The sequence below is a fragment of the Vibrio sp. Isolate25 genome (assembly GCF_022398025.1).
Lineage (GTDB): Bacteria > Pseudomonadota > Gammaproteobacteria > Enterobacterales > Vibrionaceae > Vibrio > Vibrio coralliilyticus_A.
Map to the genome: position 1 here is coordinate 1 of NZ_JAKEUT010000016.1, position 15,000 is coordinate 15,000.

Genomic DNA, 15,000 nt, shown 5'->3' on the forward strand with positions numbered 1-15,000 from the left:
ATTTGCGAGCAAATTGATAAAGAATTTGCTTGGCGACCATAGCGTTGTGGACCCACCTGATTCCATGCCGAACTCAGAAGTGAAACGCAATAGCGCCGATGGTAGTGTGGGGCTTCCCCATGTGAGAGTAGGACATCGCCAGGCTTTAAATTTTGGAAACTTGCATTAGCGAGTGTGCCACTGCGGAGTGGTAGTTCAGTTGGTTAGAATACCGGCCTGTCACGCCGGGGGTCGCGGGTTCGAGTCCCGTCCACTCCGCCACTTATTAGAGAGTCGTCTCATTAAACACGAGATAGGGGTGTAGCTCCAATTGGCAGAGCAGCGGATTCCAAATCCGCGTGTTGGGAGTTCGAATCTCTCCACCCCTGCCATATTTAAGGCTCTAGTCGAAAGACTAGAGCCTTTTTCATTTCTCGTTTGTCTTCAGTCTAACCAATAGCCACCTTTACCAATGATGGATTTATATCTATCACAAAACAATTTCCTGTGAATCTACTACCTAAAGCTCTTACTTTACTGTGTTAGCATGGTAGCAGGATTGGATGATATGAGAGGGAATGGATCACTTGCAAAGGGTTAGACAGCTTCAACTCTATTTAGAGGAGAACTGCTCTGAGCGACTTAATTTAGATAAGGCCTCAAAGGTCACCAATCTCTCACCTTTCCTCTTATACCTGTTGATAAGTGTCGAACAGATATCGCTTTGCAAGTACCTGAAGGTACGGCTGGTGGGAGTGGCGTTGCTATCGAGGTGATCCCAGCGGGGAGCTATGCAGTATTACGTAAAACTGTTGAAGATAAACAGCAATATGAAAAATACTGGAATCAGTTGATTGAGGAAATCATTGTGAAAGAGTTTGAGCTGGATCAGCGCCCATGTTTCGAACTGTATCATTCTTATGATGAGAAAACGGGTAAGGCTGATGTGAGTTTTTGTGAAGCTATCAAAATCTAATTAAACAAAAAGCCCACTCGTTGTAGAGTGGGCTAAGAATTTCAGCTGTGACGGAGCTTTTGGTTATTTTAGGAGTGCTTCATTGCCATTTTCACGGATGTGCTTAAGAATACCTTTTACACCACGTGCACTTGAAGCAACAAGGTTACCAGATTTTATATAATCCGTACCACCAGCGAAGTCGGTGACAATAGCGCCAGCTTCGCGAGCAATCAATTCACCTGCAGCGATGTCCCAAGGCTTTAGGCCAAGTTCGAAGAATCCATCAACACGCCCAGCTGCTAAATAACATAAGTCTAGGGCGGCAGAGCCCGTACGACGGAAGTCTGAACAATCAACAAAGAGTGAAGACATGATCTTGAAGTAAGACTCAGAGTGTTGCTTCTGTTTGAATGGGAAACCTGTCGCTAGAACAGTGCCTTGAAGATCTTTTAGTTGCTTAACACGAATGCGAGCATTGTTAAGTTGAGCCCCTGAACCACGTTGAGCCGTGAAGAGCTCGTTGAGCATAGGGTCATAAACACAAGCGACTTCTGTTTTGCCCTTGATGCGTACAGCAATCGATACAGAAAAATGAGGCAGACCTTTTACAAAGTTTGTTGTGCCATCCAGTGGGTCGATGATCCATTGCACTTCGTCATCTTTACCTTGAATAAGGCCTGATTCTTCACCAACAACAGTGTGATCAGGGTAAGACGCTTTGATCGTATCGATGATGATAGCTTCTGCTTCTTTGTCTACGTTAGTAACAAAGTCATTGATGCCTTTTTGAGTCGATTCAATCTTCTCAGCATTTTCTAAAGATTTAGCAATATGATTGCCTGCTTTTCGTGCAGCACGAATAGCAATATTAAGCATTGGATGCATACTAATTTCCCAACGGATGTTAAAGAACAGAAAAACGGGCAGCAGTATACCAGATAAACCTCCAAATGGAAGTGGTTAATTTTTGCACTTTTGAGTTAATTCCGTGAAAGGGTCTGACCATTTTACTCAGGTATATGATAATATCGCGCAGTTCAAAATTCTGTCTTGGAAAACACCAATGCTAAACAATGTCAAAGTAGTACTGGTTGGCACATCTCACTCAGGAAATATCGGCTCTGCAGCTCGTGCTATGAAGGTGATGGGATTGTCTAACCTAGTTCTGGTTGAACCTCAATGTGAGATCGATGATCAGGCTATTGCACTCGCGGCTGGGGCTGCTGACATTGTACAGCAGGCTACTATTGCAGAGACTTTGAATGATGCCGTTGCGGATTGCAGTTTGGTCGTTGGCTCCAGCGCACGTTCGCGCACCTTAGAATGGCCAATGCTAGAGCCTCGTGAATGCGGTAAGAAATTCGTGGAACAAGGCTCTGTGGCTCCTGTTGCCTTGGTATTTGGTCGTGAACGAACAGGGTTAACGAATGAGGAATTACAGACTTGTCATTATCACGTATGTATTCCAGCCAACCCCGAATACAGTTCGTTGAACTTAGCGATGGCAGTACAAACACTTAGCTACGAAGTTCGTATGGCTTACTTAGATAAAGAACAAAGCCAATATCAACCCGTTACGACTGAGGAATACCCTAGGCACAAAGAACTCGAATTGTTTTTCCTGCACCTTGAAAAAGTGGCTAAGTTAACCCAATTCATTAGTGATGATCATCCAGGTAAGGTTATGAACAAGCTACGTCGTTTGTTCAATCGGGCCCGACCTGAAGCTCAAGAACTGAATATTCTGCGCGGGATTTTGACCTCTGTTGAGAAGAAAATGAGTCGTTGATTTATCCTCCTTTTATGTGGGGTTGAATACTTGAGTAAAATAGTCAATTATATACTTGACCAAATTACTCAAGTATGAAAAACTCTATACCACATAAACGATGTGGATATGGTGTTATATGAGACTTACATCTAAAGGAAGATACGCAGTTACAGCCATGTTAGATGTGGCTCTGCACTCACAGCAAAACCCAGTACCGTTGGCGGACATTTCTGAACGTCAAGGTATCTCGCTTTCTTATCTGGAGCAGTTGTTTTCCAAGCTACGTAAAGCGGGGTTAGTCTCCAGCGTTCGTGGTCCTGGTGGTGGTTACCGATTGGGAGCTGAAGCGAATACCATTGCTATCGGCACCGTTATCGCTGCTGTTGATGAGTCTGTGGATGCAACTAAGTGTCACGGTAAAGCCGACTGTCAAGGTGGAACGCGCTGCCTGACGCACACTCTTTGGCGTGATTTGAGCTCACGCATTAGTGACTTCTTAAACAACATCACCTTGGGTGAGTTGATGACGGATAATGAAGTCCTTGAAATTTCAGACCGACAAGACCTAGATCTTGCGGTAAATCATGGGTTTTCTAACAAGAATTCTAACACCGCGCCCATCGGTGTAAATGTCCGCTCTTAAGCGGTTTGCCTGTTACATTGGAGTAGAGAATGAAACTGCCTATTTATCTAGATTATTCAGCGACTTGTCCTGTAGACCCTCGTGTGGCTGAAAAAATGGTTCAGTACATGACAATGGACGGTACGTTTGGTAACCCAGCATCTCGTTCACATCGATACGGCTGGCAGGCAGAAGAAGCGGTTGATACTGCTCGTGAGCAAATTGCTGATCTACTGAATGCCGACCCTCGCGAAATTGTTTTCACTTCTGGCGCGACAGAATCAGATAACCTTGCAATCAAAGGTGCAGCTCATTTCTATTCGAAGAAAGGTAAACACGTTATCACGTGCAAAACTGAGCACAAAGCTGTCCTAGATCCTTGTCGTCAATTAGAACGCGAAGGCTTCGAGGTGACATACCTTGAGCCAGAATCGAATGGTTTGATCGATCTTAAAAAGCTTGAATCAGCGATGCGTGAAGACACGGTATTGGTTTCTATCATGCATGTGAATAACGAAATCGGTGTTATCCAAGATATCGCTTCAATTGGCGAATTATGCCGTGAGCGCAAAGTTGTTTTCCATGTGGATGCAGCGCAATCAGCTGGTAAGCTTCCAATTGATGTGCAAGAAATGAAAGTCGATTTGATTTCACTATCTGCGCACAAGGCATACGGTCCTAAGGGTATTGGCGCATTGTATGTACGTCGTAAGCCTCGTATCCGTCTAGAAGCTCAGATGCACGGTGGTGGTCATGAACGTGGTTTCCGTTCTGGCACATTGGCGACACACCAAATTGTTGGTATGGGTGAAGCTTTCCGCATTGCTAAAGAAGATATGCAGAAAGATTATGACCATGCAATGGCACTGCGTAATCGCCTTTATGATGGAGTTAAGGATCTTGAAGCCGTTACTGTAAACGGTTCATTTGAACAGCGCGTACCGCATAACCTAAACATTAGCTTTGCTTTCGTAGAAGGTGAATCACTGCTGATGTCTCTTAAAGATCTTGCCGTCTCTTCTGGCAGTGCATGTACATCTGCAAGTCTAGAGCCTTCGTATGTTCTTCGCGCTCTAGGTTTAGATGATGAGCTGGCACACAGTTCTGTACGTTTCTCTTTCGGTCGCTTTACTACTGAAGAAGAAGTGGATTACGCAATTGAACAAATCCGCGTAGCCGTTACTAAGCTGCGCGACATGTCTCCTCTATGGGATATGTACAAAGAGGGAGTGGATTTAAGTACTGTTGAGTGGGCACACCACTAATCAGTAACTAAAGCTCCAAGGATAGTAATAGAGGATTCGAGGTAAATAACATGGCATATAGCGAAAAAGTAATTGATCACTACGAGAACCCACGCAACGTTGGTTCATTCGATAAAGAAGACCCAGCGGTAGGTAGCGGCATGGTAGGAGCCCCTGCTTGTGGTGACGTAATGAAACTTCAAATCAAGGTAACACCGGAAGGTATTATTGAAGATGCAAAGTTTAAGACGTACGGTTGCGGTAGCGCGATTGCATCAAGTTCACTGGTAACTGAGTGGGTTAAAGGTAAGAGTATTGATGAAGCAGCAGCGATTAAGAATGCTGAAATTGCTGAAGAACTTGAATTACCGCCAGTAAAAGTACACTGCTCAATTCTTGCAGAGGATGCAATCAAAGCAGCTGTTGCTGACTATAAGAAAAAACACCAAGACTAAGTAATCAGTATATAATGGGAGCCTAAAGCTCCCATTCCGTTCGCAAATCAACACACAAGGTGCAGTATGGCCATCACAATGACAGAAACCGCGGCAAGTCGCGTTAGAACATTCTTAGAAAACCGAGGAAAAGGTATCGGTTTACGCTTAGGTGTCAAGACGACTGGCTGTTCTGGTATGGCTTATGTGCTTGAATTTGTTGATGAACTTAACGAAGAAGACTCGGTATTCGAACACGAAGGTGTTAAGGTCATTATCGATCAAAAGAGCCTAGTGTACTTAGATGGTACAGAGCTTGACTATGTTAAAGAAGGGTTGAATGAAGGCTTTGAATTCAATAACCCGAATGCTAAAAGTGAATGTGGTTGTGGTGAAAGCTTCAACGTATAATTGATAGCACCTGCAAGCCTCACTTGCAGGTTGATTACCAAGGGCCGAATTCTCCATGAATTACTTTGAATTATTTGGGCTACCAAGTCAGTTTCAGCTGGATGGTAGCCTTCTTTCTTCACAATTCCGTGATCTTCAAAAACGCTTCCATCCAGACAACTTTGCCAATGGATCCGAGCGTGATCGCCTAATGGCGGTGCAAAAAGCATCAGAGATTAACGATGCTTATCAAGTCTTAAAAAGCCCTCTCTCTCGTGCAGAGTACATTCTTGCTGAAAATGGTGTGGATATTCGTGGCGAACAGCAAACGATGAGTGATCCCATGTTTCTAATGGAGCAAATGGAGCTGCGTGAAGAGCTTGAAGCGATCTCGACTCAGTCTGATCCAGAAGACGCGCTATTCGACTTTGATAGCAAGGTGAGCAAAATGTACAAGCAGCATCTTCAGTCTGTTGAGCAGGAACTGAATGATGGTCTTTGGCTGCAAGCCGCTGAGCGTGTACGTAAGCTAAAATTTATCGCCAAATTAAAAAATGAAATCGAGCTAGTGGAAGAGAAACTCCTCGGCTAGTTATAGATAAGGAACCACCATGGCATTACTTCAAATCGCAGAACCGGGTCAAAGCTCGGCGCCACATGAGCATAAACTGGCTGCGGGCATCGATCTTGGCACGACAAATTCACTTGTTGCGTCTGTTCGCAGCGGCGATGCTGCAACGCTAAAAGATAAGCAAGGGCGTAGCATCCTGCCATCAATCGTCCACTATGATGGTGAGCAAACTGAAGTAGGTTATGACGCGAAAGCGCAAGCCGAAGTTGACCCACAGAACACTGTGATTTCAGTGAAGCGGTTAATTGGCCGCTCACTTGAAGATATTCAGGCTCGCTATCCAAATCTACCTTATCAATTTAAAGCGAGTGATAACGGTCTTCCTGTTCTTCAGACCGCATCCGGCGATAAAAACCCAATTGAAGTCTCAGCCGATATTTTGAAAGCGTTAGGACAGCGTGCTGAGGAAACGCTCGGGGGAGATTTAGCGGGTGTAGTGATTACTGTACCAGCATATTTTGATGATGCTCAGCGAGCCGGAACTAAGGATGCAGCTAAACTTGCGGGCCTTCATGTGCTTCGTCTTTTGAACGAGCCTACGGCGGCGGCGATCGCATATGGTCTAGACTCTGGTCAGGAAGGCATTATTGCTGTGTATGACCTCGGTGGTGGTACGTTTGATATCTCAATACTTCGTTTATCAAAAGGTGTATTCGAAGTACTGGCTACTGGTGGCGACTCAGCATTAGGTGGCGACGACTTTGATCATCTCCTCGCTGAATTCTTGATTGAAAAGGCTGGAGTTCACACCGCACTTACGGCCGAGCAAAACCGCAAGGTGCTCAATATCGCGACGGAAACAAAAATTGCATTTTCTGAGCAAGATAGTGTCGACGTTGACATCCTTGGTTGGAAAGGTTGTGTGACGCGAGAGGAATTTGAATCTTTAATTCAGCCTCTTGTAAAGAAAACCCTGATGTCTTGTCGCCGAGCACTGAAAGATGCAGACGTTGATGCGGATGATGTACTTGAAGTTGTCATGGTTGGCGGCTCAACTCGTACACTACTTGTCCGCGAAATGGTTGGCGACTTTTTTGGCAGAACGCCGCTCACTAGCATCAACCCTGATGAAGTGGTTGCCATTGGTGCAGGTATTCAAGCGGATATTTTAGTGGGTAACAAGCCTGACTCAGAAATGCTGCTACTCGATGTTATTCCACTTTCGCTCGGTATTGAAACCATGGGTGGGTTGGTTGAGAAAATTATCCCACGCAACACCACGATTCCAGTTGCACGAGCACAAGAATTTACCACGTTTAAGGATGGTCAGACGGCCATGAGTGTTCATATTGTGCAAGGTGAACGTGAAATGGTGGATGATTGCCGCTCGCTCGCTCGCTTTTCACTCAAAGGTATTCCGCCGATGGCTGCGGGCGCCGCACATATCCGAGTGACATACCAAGTGGATGCGGACGGTTTACTCTCTGTGACTGCGATGGAAAAGAGCACGGGTGTTCAGTCTGAAATTCAAGTGAAGCCTTCTTATGGCTTGAGTGATGACGAAGTCGCAAACATGCTTCGAGAGTCGATGACTTATGCGAAAGAAGATATGAAGGCGCGAGCTTTGGCAGAGCAACGTGTTGAGGCTGACCGAGTGATTGAAGGTTTGCTAGCTGCAATGCAAGCTGATGGTGACGAGTTACTGTCTACAGCTGAAAGAGAAGTGTTGATTAAAGCTATTGAGTCTTTGATTGAACTTCGTAATGGTGAAAATGCAGAGGCTATTGAGCAGGGAATCAAGGATACAGACAAAGCAAGCCAAGAATTTGCTTCACGCCGTATGGATAAATCGATTCGAGCTGCACTGTCAGGTCAATCGGTAGATGATATTTAAGAGATAAGAAGTTATGCCTAAAATTATAGTATTACCACACGAAGATTTATGCCCAGAAGGTGCTGTACTGGAAGCAAATACGGGTGAAACTGTACTGGATGTGGCTCTGAAAAATGGTATTGGTATTGAGCATGCGTGTGAAAAATCGTGTGCCTGTACGACTTGTCATGTTGTTATCCGCGAAGGGTTTGATTCCTTGGAAGAGAGCGATGAACTTGAAGATGACATGCTAGATAAAGCATGGGGCTTAGAGCCTGAGTCTCGTTTGGGCTGCCAAGCGAGAGTTTCTGACGAAGACCTAGTAGTTGAAATCCCTAAGTACACATTAAACCACGCATCAGAAGATCACTAATCTACGTATCATCATATAGGACGTGTAATCATGAAATGGACAGACTCCCGCGACATTGCGATTGAATTGTGCGATAAATTTCCAGAAGTGGATCCAAAGACAGTACGTTTTACCGATCTACACCAATGGATCATGGAACTGGATGACTTTGATGACGAGCCTAATCGTTCAAATGAGAAGATTCTTGAAGCTGTGATCCTATGTTGGATGGATGAAATGGATTGATACTGCTGAAAAAGTCTTTCCAGTTAACAAATTTTACTAAAAATAACGGGCCTCAGTGCCCGTTTTTTTATCGAATTGACATTTTAACCCTACAAAATGCTAACATCCGAACGTTAAGCAAAATGGCGTAGGCAACGCTAATAAAAGGACAAGGAGAAACCATGTCTACACAGATGTCAGTATTTTTGAGTCAAGAGCCCGCTGCACCGCACTGGGGGGAAAAAGCGATCCTTTCTTTCACTGAGAATGGTGCCACCATTCACCTCGGTGAAGGCCATGATCTTGGCGCTGTCCAACGCGCAGCGCGTAAATTGGATTCACAAGGTATTGCGGCTGTCTCTCTAGAAGGCGCAGGTTGGGACCTAGAAAGTGTATGGGCATTTCACCAAGGCTATCGTGGACCAAAGAAAAACAACACATTAGCTTTACCTGAGTTAGTGGAAGCAGCTCAGAGTGAGTTGGAAGCGCGCATTAAAGCGACCGAATTTACTCGAGACATTATTAACAAGCCTGCTGAAGAAGTGGCACCACGTCAGCTCGCGACCATGGCTGCTGAGTTTATCAAGTCGGTCGCGCCAGAAGGTATGGTTAAAGCTCGAATCGTGAAAGATAAAGACTTGCTAGCGGAAGGCTGGGAAGGCATCTATGCGGTAGGTCGAGGCTCTGAACGTACATCGGCGATGCTCCAATTAGACTTTAACCCAACTGGTGACGAAGACGCACCAGTGTGGGCATGTTTGGTCGGTAAAGGTATTACCTTCGACTCCGGTGGTTACAGCATTAAACCATCTGGCTTTATGACGGCGATGAAAGCGGATATGGGCGGCTCAGGTACTATTACTGGCGGCTTAGGTCTCGCGATTATGCGTGGGTTGAACAAGCGTGTGAAACTGATCCTTTGCTGTGCAGAGAATATGATTTCTGGGCGTGCACTTAAGCTGGGTGACATCATTACCTATAAAAATGGCAAAACCGTTGAGATCATGAATACCGATGCGGAAGGCCGCCTTGTTCTTGCCGATGGCCTTATTTATGCGAGTGAACAAAACCCTGAGCTGATCATTGATTGCGCGACTCTAACGGGCGCAGCCAAAAATGCATTGGGTAACGATTACCACGCACTGATGAGTTTTGATGAAGAGCTCTCTCAACAAGCGCAATCGGCAGCAAGAGAAGAAAAGGAAGGCCTTTGGCCTCTACCTTTAGCGGATTTCCATCGTGGGATGTTACCGTCAAACTTTGCGGACTTATCCAACATCAGCAGCGGTGATTATTCTCCAGGTGCAAGTACCGCTGCCGCTTTCCTCTCTTACTTTGTGGAAGACTATAAGAAAGGTTGGTTACATTTCGACTGTGCTGCAACTTACCGTAAGTCTGCCACCGACAAGTGGGCAGCTGGTGCGACAGGTGTTGGCGTGCGTACTCTTGCAGGCCTACTCATTCAGCAAGCAAACAAATAAATCCAAGAAACAGCTAGCTGTTTCTTGAAGTAAAACAAAGAAAATAAAAGGATACCCTATGGCTCTAGAAAGAACCTTTTCGATCATTAAGCCCGATGCAGTAGAACGCAACCTCATCGGTGAGATCTATCATCGTATTGAAAAAGCGGGTTTACAGATTATTGCAGCGAAAATGGTACGTTTGACTGAAGCGCAAGCGAGCGGATTTTACGCTGAACATGAAGGCAAGCCATTCTTTGAAGATCTCAAAGCATTTATGACTTCAGGCCCTATTATGGTTCAGGTTCTTGAAGGCGAAAATGCTATTGCTCGCTATCGGGAGCTAATGGGTAAAACCAACCCGGAAGAAGCGGCATGTGGTACGATTCGCGCTGATTACGCACTCAGCATGCGCCATAACTCTGTTCATGGCTCAGATAGCCCAGAGTCCGCAGCGCGTGAAATTGAGTTCTTCTTCCCTCAAGCTGAAATCTGCCCACGCGGATAAGCCGTGGCTTAAGTAACACAAAGGTGCTGCGAATAATGATATGAGCAGCCCTTTTTCTCTATATAAGCTCGTATAACGGGCTTAGATTGATCATAAAAACTCATCATTTACTGCTAGTATTGGTGAGAAAAGTTTTTTTTATTCACATAGGCACGCAAAGCTATCAGTCTTGACAGATTGTGATATACTCTGCGCGCAATTTATACCTTATTAACAGAGTAAGACAATGGCAGATTTATCAAAGTACAGAAACATTGGTATTTTCGCGCACGTTGATGCGGGTAAAACTACCACCACTGAGCGTATCCTTAAGCTTACTGGTAAAATCCACAAAACTGGTGAAGTACATGACGGTGAGTCTACAACTGACTTCATGGAGCAGGAAGCTGAGCGTGGTATCACAATCCAGTCTGCTGCCGTAACTTGTGAGTGGAATGGCCACCGCCTGAACGTTATCGATACTCCAGGACACGTTGACTTTACAGTAGAAGTTTACCGTTCACTTAAAGTTCTTGACGGTGGTATCGGTGTATTCTGTGGTTCTGGTGGTGTTGAGCCTCAGTCAGAAACTAACTGGCGCTACGCGAACGATTCAGAAGTATCTCGTCTGATCTTCGTAAACAAACTAGACCGTATGGGTGCAGACTTCTTCCGCGTTGTTGACCAAGTGAAGAACGTTCTAGGTGCAAACCCACTAGTAATGACTCTGCCTATCGGTCGTGAAGACGATTTCGTTGGTGTTGTAGACGTACTGACTCGTAAAGCGTACGTATGGGATGACTCAGGTCTTCCAGAAAACTACGAAGTTCAAGACGTTCCAGCTGACATGGTTGACGATCTAGAACAGTACCGTGAAGAGCTAGTTGAGACTGCTGTAGAGCAAGACGACGACCTAATGGAAGCTTACATGGAAGGTGAAGAGCCTTCTATTGAAGACCTTAAGCGTTGTATCCGTAAAGGTACACGTGACCTAGCATTCTTCCCAACATTCTGTGGTTCTGCGTTCAAGAACAAGGGTGTTCAGCTAGTACTAGACGCTGTTGTAGATTACCTACCAGCGCCAACTGAAGTTGATCCTCAGCCTCTAACTGATCCAGAAACTGGCGAGCCAACTGGTGAAGTTGCAACTGTATCAGCAGACGAGCCATTAAAAGCGCTAGCATTTAAGATCATGGACGACCGTTTCGGTGCACTAACGTTCATCCGTATCTACTCTGGTCGCATGAAGAAGGGTGACACTATCCTTAACTCTGCAACTGGTAAGACTGAGCGTATCGGTCGTATGTGTGAGATGCAAGCAGACGAGCGTAACGAACTTACTGAAGCACAAGCGGGTGACATCATCGCTGTAGTAGGTATGAAGAACGTTCAAACTGGTCACACTCTATGTGATCCTAAGCACGAATGTACTCTTGAAGCTATGATCTTCCCAGAACCAGTAATCTCTATCGCTGTTTCTCCGAAGGACAAAGGTTCTACTGAGAAAATGGGTATCGCGATCGGTAAGATGGTTGCAGAAGATCCATCTTTCCAAGTTGAGACTGATGAAGATTCAGGTGAGACTATCCTGAAAGGTATGGGTGAACTTCACCTAGACATCAAGGTAGACATCCTTAAGCGTACTTACGGCGTTGAGCTAGAAGTAGGTGCTCCACAGGTAGCTTACCGTGAAACTATCACTCAACCAGTTGAAGATAGCTACACGCACAAGAAGCAGTCTGGTGGTTCTGGTCAGTTCGCGAAAATCGACTACCGCATCAAACCAGGTGAGCCAAACTCTGGCTTTACGTTCTCTTCAACAGTTGTTGGTGGTAACGTACCTAAAGAATTCTGGCCTGCAGTTGAGAAAGGCTTCCAAGGCATGATGGAAACTGGTGTTCTAGCTGGCTTCCCAACTCTAGACGTAGAAGTTGAACTATTCGACGGTGGTTTCCACGCAGTTGACTCTTCAGCTATCGCTTACGAAATCGCTGCTAAAGGCGCATTCCGTCAGTCTATGCCTAAAGCGGGTGCACAACTTCTAGAGCCAATCATGAACGTTGACGTATTCACTCCAGAAGACAACGTTGGTGACGTAATCGGTGACCTTAACCGTCGTCGTGGTATGATCAAAGACCAACAAGCTGGTACTACAGGCGTTCGTATTAAAGCAGACGTTCCTCTATCAGAAATGTTTGGCTACATCGGTCACCTACGTACTATCACTTCTGGTCGTGGTCAGTTCTCTATGGAGTTCGCACACTACGCACCTTGTCCAGCAAACGTTGCTGAGCAAGTAATCGCAGAAGTTAAAGAGCGTAACGAGAAGAAGTAATTCTTTACGTTAGCTAGATAGCTTTAAAACCCCTGAAGTGAAAGCTTCAGGGGTTTTCTTTTGGGCCGTAAAGGGGCTGTTTTGAAGTACGAGTGGGACTGAACATGGCTCGCTGTATTTCTGGCTATCATTACGTTCACTATAGGCTTCGAGTATCAATAATCTCCAAACCACTAGGGTGTTCCTTTCTACACTCTTCAACTTGACCGAAAATCCAATCGCAGAATTGTTGAATTTTTTCACGTCTAAAATAGGCACTCGGAGCACAAAGGAAGTAATTGTAATCCGTTCTTTGTGCTAAATTGCCAATGCGCACCAATTTCCCTTCTTCAATGTATCTTTGTGCTAACGTATGTTTTGCTAGGGCAACGCCTTGCACCGCTAGAGCGCCTTCCAAAACAAAATGTGAGCCATTGTATTTTAAACTTGGCTTTGAAGCTTTATGGCCGACATTGCTGAGCCAAACTCCCCAATCTATGTCTCGCCAGTAATCTTCAATTAAATCTGCGCCTGTCAGATCGCTCAACTCGTAAATACTATGCTGTTTTTGATAGATAGGGTGACAAACCGGATAAAGCAGCTCCTCCATCAGTAACTCTGAGGCGATATTGGGGTAATTTCCGGGACCATAGCGAATACATAAGTCGAGACTGGAGGTCTGAAAATTGGCTAGCTCGCTAGTGGGTTCAATCATGAGCTCAAGATCGGGGTTTTGTTGCCTGAAATGACCAATTCTAGGCACCAGCCAGTGCTGTGCGAAAGAAGGTAAGGTTGAGATGGATAGCTGATTAGGATTCGGGTCTTGGTTGATTTGTCTAATACCACGATGAAGATGTTCAAACCCTCGCTGGGCTTGGTCGAATAGTATCTCACCTTCCATCGTTAAAGTGACTTTACGATGCTGTCGTAGGAAAAGCTCGGTACCCAAAAAGTCTTCCAATTGCCGAATCTGTTGGCTGATTGCAGCAGCCGTTACGTAGAGTTCTTGAGCCGCAAGTTTGAAACTGCCGAGTTTTGCTGCGGTGTAGAAGTAATAAATACCTTGTAAAGGAGGTAGTCGATCTTTCACTTTAGTTTTCCTTAACTGATGGTCAATCTGTATCGTTTGAGGAAGGTATCAATATAGTTAATTATTTACTCAGTAAAGACAATATCGGAGAGTAAATATGGAAACTTCAGAATATGGCTATAAGCAAAGAATATCTGACACTTTGGTTTGGGACAAAAAAATCTTAACTAAAATTACACGCTGGTGGCGTAATCATACAACACGTAAACAACTGGAACATCTGCCAGATCACCTGCTTGATGATCTAGGTTTAACAAAAGAGCAATCGCATGGAGAAAGCATTCGACGATTCTGGGATGAGTAATCCGTAAAAGGGTTACTCTGCAATTTCACTGTGCAGCCAGTTGGTAAATGCAGCGATGCGTTGTCGGCGAGGGGATTCCTTGTCATAAAAGAGGTTGAACTGAATGCCCGGCGTCATACCAATATCAAAAGGCTTAATGAGTAAGCCTCGCTCAACATAATCATTGGCCAGTGAATCAGAGGCGAGACAAGCCCCGTGTCCAGACATCACCGCTTTCATGGCATGATCGAATGTGCTGACTTCCATCCAGCGAACAGAGTTCTTGCTCATTCGGACACCTGCTTGAGCAAACCATGACTCCCAAGGATAACCGCCGGATTCATAATGGATTAACCAACAAGCTTGAAGCTGAGAAGGTTTTTTTAAATTAATGGATTTTGCTAGGTGAGGAGAGCAAAAAGGGTAAATGGTCTCTTCGAACAGGAACTCTTTGTGGAAAGCTTTATTATTTTCTATATCGAGCTGCTCGCCTTGCCAAATCGCTAGATCGGCATCACCTTGTTTTAAGTTTGGTGCGTCGCAACTGGTTAGGATACGAATAGGGATGTTGGGATGCTGAATTGAGAACTTCCAAAGCCGAGGGAGTAGCCACCTAGATGCAAACGAAGGGGTTGAATTGACACAAAGTAAGCCTTCAACCGGTTCGCTCTGAATTTGGTTTAGGCCAGTGATGATGTTTTCAAGCCCCAAAGAGACATGCTTGAAAAGGATTTTCCCTTGTTCCGTAAGGCGCATTTCTCGCCCGTCTCGGATAAAGAGTTTACAGCCTAATCCGTCCTCGAGTTGACGTATCTTTTGACTCACCGCGGCTTGGCTGACAAACAGCTCTTCTGCCGCTCGGCTATAGCTGTTCAGCCTAGCGGCGACTTCAAAATAGCGTAAACCAGGTAGATGATGCAGTCTTGCATCCATAGAGATTCCCTTCA

General features: G+C 45.2%; 17 protein-coding genes, 2 tRNA genes and 1 rRNA gene. 17 read left to right on the forward strand and 3 right to left on the reverse strand.

Annotated elements, in window-relative coordinates:
* Positions 1-28: 28 nt before the first annotated feature.
* The 4 genes from rrf to L1D15_RS19125 all read left to right on the forward strand — a co-directional run bounded on the left by rrf (position 29) and on the right by L1D15_RS19125 (position 955).
* Positions 29-144: ribosomal RNA gene (gene rrf, locus L1D15_RS19110) — 5S ribosomal RNA — on the forward strand.
* Between the two features lie 40 nt (positions 145-184).
* Positions 185-261 (forward strand) — tRNA-Asp (locus tag L1D15_RS19115).
* A gap of 33 nt (positions 262-294) precedes the next feature.
* Positions 295-371: transfer RNA gene (locus L1D15_RS19120), tRNA-Trp, on the forward strand.
* A gap of 299 nt (positions 372-670) precedes the next feature.
* Positions 671-955, forward strand: a complete 285-nt coding sequence (locus L1D15_RS19125; protein ID WP_345779272.1) for a GyrI-like domain-containing protein — start codon at positions 671-673, stop codon at positions 953-955.
* 63 nt (positions 956-1,018) lie between these two features.
* Here L1D15_RS19125 and suhB read toward each other — a convergent pair whose 3' ends face one another.
* Positions 1,019-1,822, reverse strand: coding sequence for an inositol-1-monophosphatase (gene suhB, locus L1D15_RS19130; RefSeq protein WP_239871436.1), 804 nt, complete (start codon positions 1,820-1,822; stop codon positions 1,019-1,021).
* 178 nt (positions 1,823-2,000) lie between these two features.
* Here suhB and trmJ point away from each other — a divergent pair, with 178 nt between their 5' ends.
* From trmJ to fusA, 12 genes are all read left to right on the forward strand, one after another.
* Positions 2,001-2,726 (forward strand): tRNA (cytosine(32)/uridine(32)-2'-O)-methyltransferase TrmJ, encoded by a 726-nt coding sequence (gene trmJ / locus L1D15_RS19135; RefSeq protein ID WP_239876711.1) that lies wholly within the window; start codon positions 2,001-2,003, stop codon positions 2,724-2,726.
* 118 nt (positions 2,727-2,844) lie between these two features.
* Positions 2,845-3,351, forward strand: a complete 507-nt coding sequence (gene iscR / locus L1D15_RS19140; RefSeq protein WP_239837387.1) for a Fe-S cluster assembly transcriptional regulator IscR — start codon at positions 2,845-2,847, stop codon at positions 3,349-3,351.
* A gap of 29 nt (positions 3,352-3,380) precedes the next feature.
* Positions 3,381-4,595, forward strand: coding sequence for an IscS subfamily cysteine desulfurase (locus L1D15_RS19145; RefSeq protein WP_239837388.1), 1,215 nt, complete (start codon positions 3,381-3,383; stop codon positions 4,593-4,595).
* Between the two features lie 50 nt (positions 4,596-4,645).
* On the forward strand, positions 4,646-5,029 hold the full coding sequence (gene iscU, locus L1D15_RS19150) for a Fe-S cluster assembly scaffold IscU (protein ID WP_239837389.1): 384 nt from the start codon (positions 4,646-4,648) through the stop codon (positions 5,027-5,029).
* A gap of 66 nt (positions 5,030-5,095) precedes the next feature.
* The gene (gene iscA, locus L1D15_RS19155) at positions 5,096-5,419 is read left to right on the forward strand and encodes an iron-sulfur cluster assembly protein IscA (protein WP_004747799.1); all 324 of its coding nucleotides are present in this window, start codon (positions 5,096-5,098) and stop codon (positions 5,417-5,419) included.
* Between the two features lie 55 nt (positions 5,420-5,474).
* Positions 5,475-5,990 (forward strand): co-chaperone HscB, encoded by a 516-nt coding sequence (gene hscB / locus L1D15_RS19160; protein ID WP_239871442.1) that lies wholly within the window; start codon positions 5,475-5,477, stop codon positions 5,988-5,990.
* Between the two features lie 19 nt (positions 5,991-6,009).
* Positions 6,010-7,863, forward strand: a complete 1,854-nt coding sequence (gene hscA, locus L1D15_RS19165; RefSeq protein ID WP_239871445.1) for a Fe-S protein assembly chaperone HscA — start codon at positions 6,010-6,012, stop codon at positions 7,861-7,863.
* A gap of 13 nt (positions 7,864-7,876) precedes the next feature.
* Entirely contained in the window at positions 7,877-8,215 is a 339-nt protein-coding gene (fdx, locus tag L1D15_RS19170; protein WP_239837392.1) for an ISC system 2Fe-2S type ferredoxin, read from the forward strand.
* Between the two features lie 30 nt (positions 8,216-8,245).
* Positions 8,246-8,440, forward strand: coding sequence for a Fe-S cluster assembly protein IscX (iscX, locus tag L1D15_RS19175; RefSeq protein ID WP_239837393.1), 195 nt, complete (start codon positions 8,246-8,248; stop codon positions 8,438-8,440).
* A 161-nt stretch (positions 8,441-8,601) separates the two neighbouring features.
* Complete coding sequence (pepB, locus tag L1D15_RS19180; RefSeq protein ID WP_239876712.1) at positions 8,602-9,900, forward strand: aminopeptidase PepB; 1,299 nt, start codon at positions 8,602-8,604, stop codon at positions 9,898-9,900.
* A 58-nt stretch (positions 9,901-9,958) separates the two neighbouring features.
* Positions 9,959-10,387, forward strand: coding sequence for a nucleoside-diphosphate kinase (gene ndk / locus L1D15_RS19185; protein WP_239871451.1), 429 nt, complete (start codon positions 9,959-9,961; stop codon positions 10,385-10,387).
* A gap of 226 nt (positions 10,388-10,613) precedes the next feature.
* Complete coding sequence (gene fusA, locus L1D15_RS19190) at positions 10,614-12,701, forward strand: elongation factor G (RefSeq protein WP_239871454.1); 2,088 nt, start codon at positions 10,614-10,616, stop codon at positions 12,699-12,701.
* Between the two features lie 139 nt (positions 12,702-12,840).
* On the opposite strand, the gene L1D15_RS19195 is transcribed toward fusA, so the two are convergent.
* On the reverse strand, positions 12,841-13,770 hold the full coding sequence (locus L1D15_RS19195; RefSeq protein ID WP_239876713.1) for a LysR substrate-binding domain-containing protein: 930 nt from the start codon (positions 13,768-13,770) through the stop codon (positions 12,841-12,843).
* A 97-nt stretch (positions 13,771-13,867) separates the two neighbouring features.
* Here L1D15_RS19195 and L1D15_RS19200 point away from each other — a divergent pair, with 97 nt between their 5' ends.
* Complete coding sequence (locus tag L1D15_RS19200) at positions 13,868-14,074, forward strand: DUF1127 domain-containing protein (RefSeq protein ID WP_239876714.1); 207 nt, start codon at positions 13,868-13,870, stop codon at positions 14,072-14,074.
* A gap of 12 nt (positions 14,075-14,086) precedes the next feature.
* Here the strand turns inward: L1D15_RS19200 and L1D15_RS19205 are convergent, their stop codons facing one another.
* On the reverse strand, positions 14,087-14,986 hold the full coding sequence (locus L1D15_RS19205) for a LysR substrate-binding domain-containing protein (protein ID WP_239876715.1): 900 nt from the start codon (positions 14,984-14,986) through the stop codon (positions 14,087-14,089).
* Between the last annotated feature and the right edge of the window lie 14 nt (positions 14,987-15,000).

Excerpts from the sequence above, each read along its gene's own strand:
- suhB (WP_239871436.1), bottom strand. The coding sequence starts at position 1,822 with ATGCATCCAATGCTTAATATTGCTATTCGTGCTGCACGAAAAGCAGGC.
- trmJ (WP_239876711.1), top strand. The coding sequence starts at position 2,001 with ATGCTAAACAATGTCAAAGTAGTACTGGTTGGCACATCTCACTCAGGA.
- iscR (WP_239837387.1), top strand. The coding sequence starts at position 2,845 with ATGAGACTTACATCTAAAGGAAGATACGCAGTTACAGCCATGTTAGAT.
- L1D15_RS19145 (WP_239837388.1), top strand. The coding sequence starts at position 3,381 with ATGAAACTGCCTATTTATCTAGATTATTCAGCGACTTGTCCTGTAGAC.
- iscU (WP_239837389.1), top strand. The coding sequence starts at position 4,646 with ATGGCATATAGCGAAAAAGTAATTGATCACTACGAGAACCCACGCAAC.
- iscA (WP_004747799.1), top strand. The coding sequence starts at position 5,096 with ATGGCCATCACAATGACAGAAACCGCGGCAAGTCGCGTTAGAACATTC.
- hscB (WP_239871442.1), top strand. The coding sequence starts at position 5,475 with ATGAATTACTTTGAATTATTTGGGCTACCAAGTCAGTTTCAGCTGGAT.
- hscA (WP_239871445.1), top strand. The coding sequence starts at position 6,010 with ATGGCATTACTTCAAATCGCAGAACCGGGTCAAAGCTCGGCGCCACAT.
- fdx (WP_239837392.1), top strand. The coding sequence starts at position 7,877 with ATGCCTAAAATTATAGTATTACCACACGAAGATTTATGCCCAGAAGGT.
- iscX (WP_239837393.1), top strand. The coding sequence starts at position 8,246 with ATGAAATGGACAGACTCCCGCGACATTGCGATTGAATTGTGCGATAAA.
- pepB (WP_239876712.1), top strand. The coding sequence starts at position 8,602 with ATGTCTACACAGATGTCAGTATTTTTGAGTCAAGAGCCCGCTGCACCG.
- ndk (WP_239871451.1), top strand. The coding sequence starts at position 9,959 with ATGGCTCTAGAAAGAACCTTTTCGATCATTAAGCCCGATGCAGTAGAA.
- fusA (WP_239871454.1), top strand. The coding sequence starts at position 10,614 with ATGGCAGATTTATCAAAGTACAGAAACATTGGTATTTTCGCGCACGTT.
- L1D15_RS19200 (WP_239876714.1), top strand. The coding sequence starts at position 13,868 with ATGGAAACTTCAGAATATGGCTATAAGCAAAGAATATCTGACACTTTG.
- L1D15_RS19205 (WP_239876715.1), bottom strand. The coding sequence starts at position 14,986 with ATGGATGCAAGACTGCATCATCTACCTGGTTTACGCTATTTTGAAGTC.